This window comes from Furfurilactobacillus siliginis (assembly GCF_001437435.1).
GTDB lineage: Bacteria > Bacillota > Bacilli > Lactobacillales > Lactobacillaceae > Furfurilactobacillus > Furfurilactobacillus siliginis.
In genome coordinates this window covers 1-5,110 of sequence record NZ_JQCB01000001.1, presented here as the reverse complement: position 1 = coordinate 5,110, position 5,110 = coordinate 1, and the positions used below count along the sequence as shown (strand labels likewise).

General features: G+C 43.8%; 4 protein-coding genes. 3 read left to right on the top strand and 1 reads right to left on the bottom strand.

Going from position 1 to position 5,110, the window contains the following annotated elements:
* Positions 1-78 precede the first annotated feature (78 nt).
* Positions 79-1,269, bottom strand: a complete 1,191-nt coding sequence (locus IV55_RS00020; protein WP_057808358.1) for an SAM-dependent methyltransferase — start codon at positions 1,267-1,269, stop codon at positions 79-81.
* A gap of 295 nt (positions 1,270-1,564) precedes the next feature.
* Between IV55_RS00020 and IV55_RS00015 the strand changes: the two genes are divergently transcribed.
* The 3 genes from IV55_RS00015 to IV55_RS00005 all read left to right on the top strand — a co-directional run bounded on the left by IV55_RS00015 (position 1,565) and on the right by IV55_RS00005 (position 4,648).
* A complete protein-coding gene (locus IV55_RS00015) occupies positions 1,565-2,722 on the top strand; it encodes an ROK family protein (RefSeq protein WP_057808357.1) in 1,158 nt (385 codons plus the stop codon).
* 89 nt (positions 2,723-2,811) lie between these two features.
* Positions 2,812-3,885, top strand: coding sequence for an AI-2E family transporter (locus IV55_RS00010; RefSeq protein WP_057808356.1), 1,074 nt, complete (start codon positions 2,812-2,814; stop codon positions 3,883-3,885).
* A gap of 76 nt (positions 3,886-3,961) precedes the next feature.
* A complete protein-coding gene (locus IV55_RS00005) occupies positions 3,962-4,648 on the top strand; it encodes a 2,3-diphosphoglycerate-dependent phosphoglycerate mutase (RefSeq protein ID WP_057808355.1) in 687 nt (228 codons plus the stop codon).
* Positions 4,649-5,110 lie beyond the last annotated feature (462 nt).

Sequence of the window (5,110 nt, the reverse complement as noted above, 5' to 3'; positions counted from 1 at the left end):
GCGGTAAGGCGCTACATCTGGTCGACGGTGAGCGAAGCGAACTTGCTAATGACCTGGTGCTGGGGGACAAAGCCCCCGCTAGTTAGTTGCTTCGTGTTGGTACATATAAGCACGTGTCATTGGTAGCACGCGGCCGGATGCGCCTTTGGTGAGCAGGTACTGAACAACGTCGATGTTACCTGCTTCAAAGGATGCAGCACACGCCTGCAGGTATAAATCCCACATGCGGGCGAAGGACTCGTCAAATTCAGCGACGATTTCTTCACGATGTGCATTGAAATTTTGATCCCAAATTTCCGTCGTGCGTTGATAGTGCCGACGTAATGGTTCCATGTCGTCTACTTGCAGACCGGCTTCCAACATGTGCGTGATGTTTTCTGTCAGGCCGGGCACGTAACCACCTGGGAAGATGTATTTATCTAGCCAAGCATTGGTAGCACCACCTTGTTGACGAGTGATTCCGTGAATCAAAGCGACGCCGTCATCAGTTAGGTACTTAGCGACACACTTGAAGTAAGCGCCGAGGTTTTCTTTGCCGACGTGCTCGAACATGCCGACAGAGGTGATGTAGTCCCATGTTTCATCACCAAGTTCGCGGTAGTCTTCCAAACGGACTTCAGCAACATCCTCCAGGTGTTCATCAGTGATGCGTTGTGAAACAAGATCGTATTGTTCCTGGCTCAAGGTGATACCAGTGACCTTTAAGCCGTATTCCTTAGCGGCGGTGAGCATTAATGTGCCCCAGCCACAACCGATATCTAGCAAACGTTTGCCAGGTTGCGGATCCAACTTTTGAATGATGTGATGCACTTTGTTGATTTGCGCTTGTTCCAACGTGTCATCGTCATGTTCAAAGTAAGCACATGAGTACGTTAGGGTCGGATCTAGCCACATTTCATAGAAGTTATTGCCGACATCGTAGTGACTTTGAATATCGGATTTAGAATGAGCCTCGCTATGCGATTGTTTAGGCATAAATTTTTTGAAGCTGCTGTCGTTAAAAAAGCTGCCGGCTGATTCGTAGGCGGACGTGATCAACCGCTGAATACTGCCATCAATTTCAATGCGTCCGTCCATGACGGCCTCGCCGAGCGCTAATGAGGCATTACGTGTCAAAGAACGTACCGGAATGAGCTCATGGAAAGTGATGGTGACTTGAGGTGTACCGGTGCCACCGTATGTCTTTGTACTTCCATCCCAGTAGTTAACGCGTACAGGAATGTTAAAAGAGTGACTTAAAAAGGTATTGTAGAACGTTTTATCTAACATAATCTGAACTTCCTCTCTCAAAAAGTTACAAGGCTCAGTATAACGCTTAATTTACAGGTCAAAAATTATTTGACTAAATAAGTCCGTAGATTAAGAAGTGCATGAATTTGGGCTAAGAAAATAAAAATGCATATTAATAGTTATTTAATTTGAATGAAATTATAATGTCACCATTAGATATTTATTCGTTTGAAACGTTCCCGTACAATTCATATGTTATTGCTCCAAGAATGAAGGGAGGCAAAGGTTACAAAATCCATACCACTTAGTGTCGTGTGGGTCGTAACTAACGATTATGGTTATAAATAAACACATTATGCGTAGCACCAATAAAAAATTAGTTATGCAGCAAGTGATCAATGAAGGACCAATCTCGCGTAGCCAAATTTCACGGAATTTGGATTTAAATAAGGTAACTGTGTCGGATATCTATAACTATTTACTGAAGGCCGGGTTCATTCGTGAAGTAGGGCATGGCGGCAGTAGTGAAAACGGTGGCCGGCGACCAGTTTTAGGTGAGTTGAATACCAATCGGTACTTTGTCATTAGCTTACATTTGACTGCAAATAAGGTGATGCTTTTAGCAAGTCGGCTAAATGCACAACAATTAGGCGGCGATGAATTCATAACGACTGACATGAGTTTAACGGCTGTGCTGGATGAAACTACGCGGCGTCTTCAGACAGTGATTGCACAGCAAAAACATATTCAACTCGCTGGTATCAGTGTAGCGGTGAATGGTACGGTGGCGCAAAATCGGATTGTCACGCCAGCGATTCCTGGTTTGGCCAACTTTGATGTGGCGAAGTACTTTACCGATCAATTTCATGTGCCGGTTGTGGTTGAAAATAGTACTAACTTAGCAACAGTCTATGAACGTGACTTCTACGGGCAAGGGTTGTTTCACAATTTGATTGTGCTGCAAGTTGGCGAGCATATTCGCGCGGGCGTCGTCACCAATGACCAACTATATACGGGACATAACGGACATGCTGGCGAAGTTGGCCAAGGATATCTAGTTGATCGCCACAACCACGATCACTTAGGCGCGGCTGATGATTATGCGACGCAGACAGCTTTTATGAAGGCAATTTATCGACAGATGCCAACCTTGACGTTAGATGAAGCAGTAGCCGCCTATAAACACAAAGATGCGGCTGTCCTCGCAGCAGGCGATGATTTTGCTTATTACCTGGCACGGGTTATTACCAATCTAACGACGAGTTTTGCGCCTGATGCAGTGATTTTAAATGGCTTATTATTTACAAAGTTACCGCAATTGTTGCCAGTGATTCGTACCCATGTAGCCGCCATGATGAATACAGAGCCAGGTCCGATTTTGGTCACGCAAGCAGTGCGCTCGGCGACATTGTTAGGCGCAACATCCTTGATCATTCATCAAGTTTTGGGCTTAGAAACGTTAGCCCTTAACTTTGCGTCGATTAAAAGTTAAGGGATTACTTAGGAAAAGTTAAATGAGTGGCTCCCCTGAACCGGCTGCGTTACAGTAAAAGCAGCGAAATGAGACGGGGGAGCTTTTTTGTGACTTACTTTCAACGATTTATTAATAACGTTGCGTTACGGCGATGGACGGTTTTAGCGTTCATTGTGTTGGGGTTATGGTTGATGCGGTCGATGATTAGCATCATTTTATTGACCTTTGTGTTTACCTTTTTAGTAACGCGCTTGGTTCAATTTGTGCGGCGGTTTGTTAAAATTCCACCGGCAATCATCGTAATTATCATTTATTTGATTGTGTTATTTGGCTTATATTCTGGATTTACGAACTATCTACCACGACTTGTCGATGAGACGGTGAAAATGGCGAACACTGTTTATAGTTTTTATCGCAATCCGGATCATGATACGAATAATGTTGTGACGTTTATCAATCAGTATGCAAAGCGTTTTGACTTCATGAACCAGCTGAAAAACTGGGCGACCTTGATTCTGAATTATGTTGGTTACATCGGAGAAATGGCGTTGACGCTGTTCTTCTCACTGATTCTGAGTTTCTTCTTTACGGTTGAAAGTAACCGGGTGCGGACCTTTTCACACCTGTTCTTAAATTCCACGTATGGCTGGTTCTTCCAGGATGTGAGTTATCTGTTCAAGAAATTTGTGAATACGTTTGGGGTCGTTATTGAGGCACAGTTCTTCATCGCTATCTGCAACACGGTGATTACCACGATTACACTGGCATTCATGAAGATGCCACAGCTGCCGACCTTGGCGCTAATGGTATTTATCTTGAGTTTGATTCCGGTGGCCGGCGTGATTGTCTCACTAGTGCCGCTGACACTGATCGGGTATTCCGTTGGTGGGCTTGATTATGTCATTTATATTTTGATCATGATCGCCGTTGTTCACATATTGGAAGCTTATGTGTTGAACCCGCAGTTTTACGCGAGTCGGACGGAGTTACCAATCTTTTATACTTTTGTGATTCTGTTAGTGGGCGAGCGATTATTTGGTGTTTGGGGACTGATCTTCGGGGTGCCACTGTTCACGTTCTTCTTGGATCTACTCGGAGTAAAGTCGATTGGACATGACCGACCATCCATTAAGTCACTGCGAAACCGACGTAAAGCATCGACGGACGCAAATGGAAAATAACGTGAGCTATGTAATTTGTGGTGTGTTTCGGGTATAATCTATCCGTAATTACATTTAAGAAAGAGGTTAATTGAAGATGGCTAAATTAGTATTGATTCGTCACGGACAGTCACAATGGAACTTATCTAACCAATTCACTGGTTGGGTTGACGTTGACTTGAGCGACAAGGGTGTTGAAGAAGCACAAGCTGCTGGTAAGAAAGTTAAGGAAGCAGGCTTGGAATTCGACTACGCTTACACGTCAGTTTTGACGCGTGCAATCAAAACCTTACACTACGTTTTGGAAGGTTCAGACCAATTATGGATTCCTGAAACCAAGACTTGGCGTTTGAACGAACGTCACTACGGCGCTTTGCAAGGCCAAAACAAGGCTGAAGCAGCCGAAAAATGGGGCGATGACCAAGTGCATATCTGGCGTCGTTCATACGACACTTTGCCTCCATTGTTGAGTGCTGATGACGAAGGCTCTGCAGCCAACGACCGTCGTTACGCTAACTTGGATCCAAAGATCGTTCCCGGTGGTGAAAACCTCAAGGTTACTTTGGAACGTGTTATGCCCCTTTGGGAAGATGAGATCGCTCCTAAGTTGCTAGATGGTAAGAACATCATCATCGCTGCTCACGGTAACTCACTGCGCGCATTGTCCAAGTACATTGAAAACATCTCAGACGATGACATCATCAACTTGGAAATGGCTACTGGCCAGCCTGTTGTTTACGACTTCGACGATAAGTTGAACGTATTGAGCAAGGAAAAGTACTAAGATAAATTGATGTAAAGGAACGCCCGTAACTGTCAGGGATGACGGTTGCGGGCGTTTTTGTGCTGATTGAGGTAGTGGGAAAGGACACTAAATGGACGCTATTTTGTCATATCGTTACATATGAGTGGCAATTGTTGGCAAATATAGAACTCCTCGTGTAGATAGTTATAAACCAAGTATTTGTCCAAGTATATTAGCCTTCCGTATCTACGATATAAACCCGTTGTGTCATAGATAATTCTAACTACTCTATTTATAGACTAGTAGTTAAATGTATACCTTCTCAGTTTCATGAATATGTCTGGTTACTATTATTCTTTATATTAAAGAAGTATGATCTTTGAAAAGAGTTGAATAATTTTTTGCGGGGGGAATAAGAAACAATGGAAGATGAAAAGACTGTAAAAGGTAGATTGTAAAATTAATCCGAACGCTGTTCGGACAAAAAAGATCAGCTTCCTT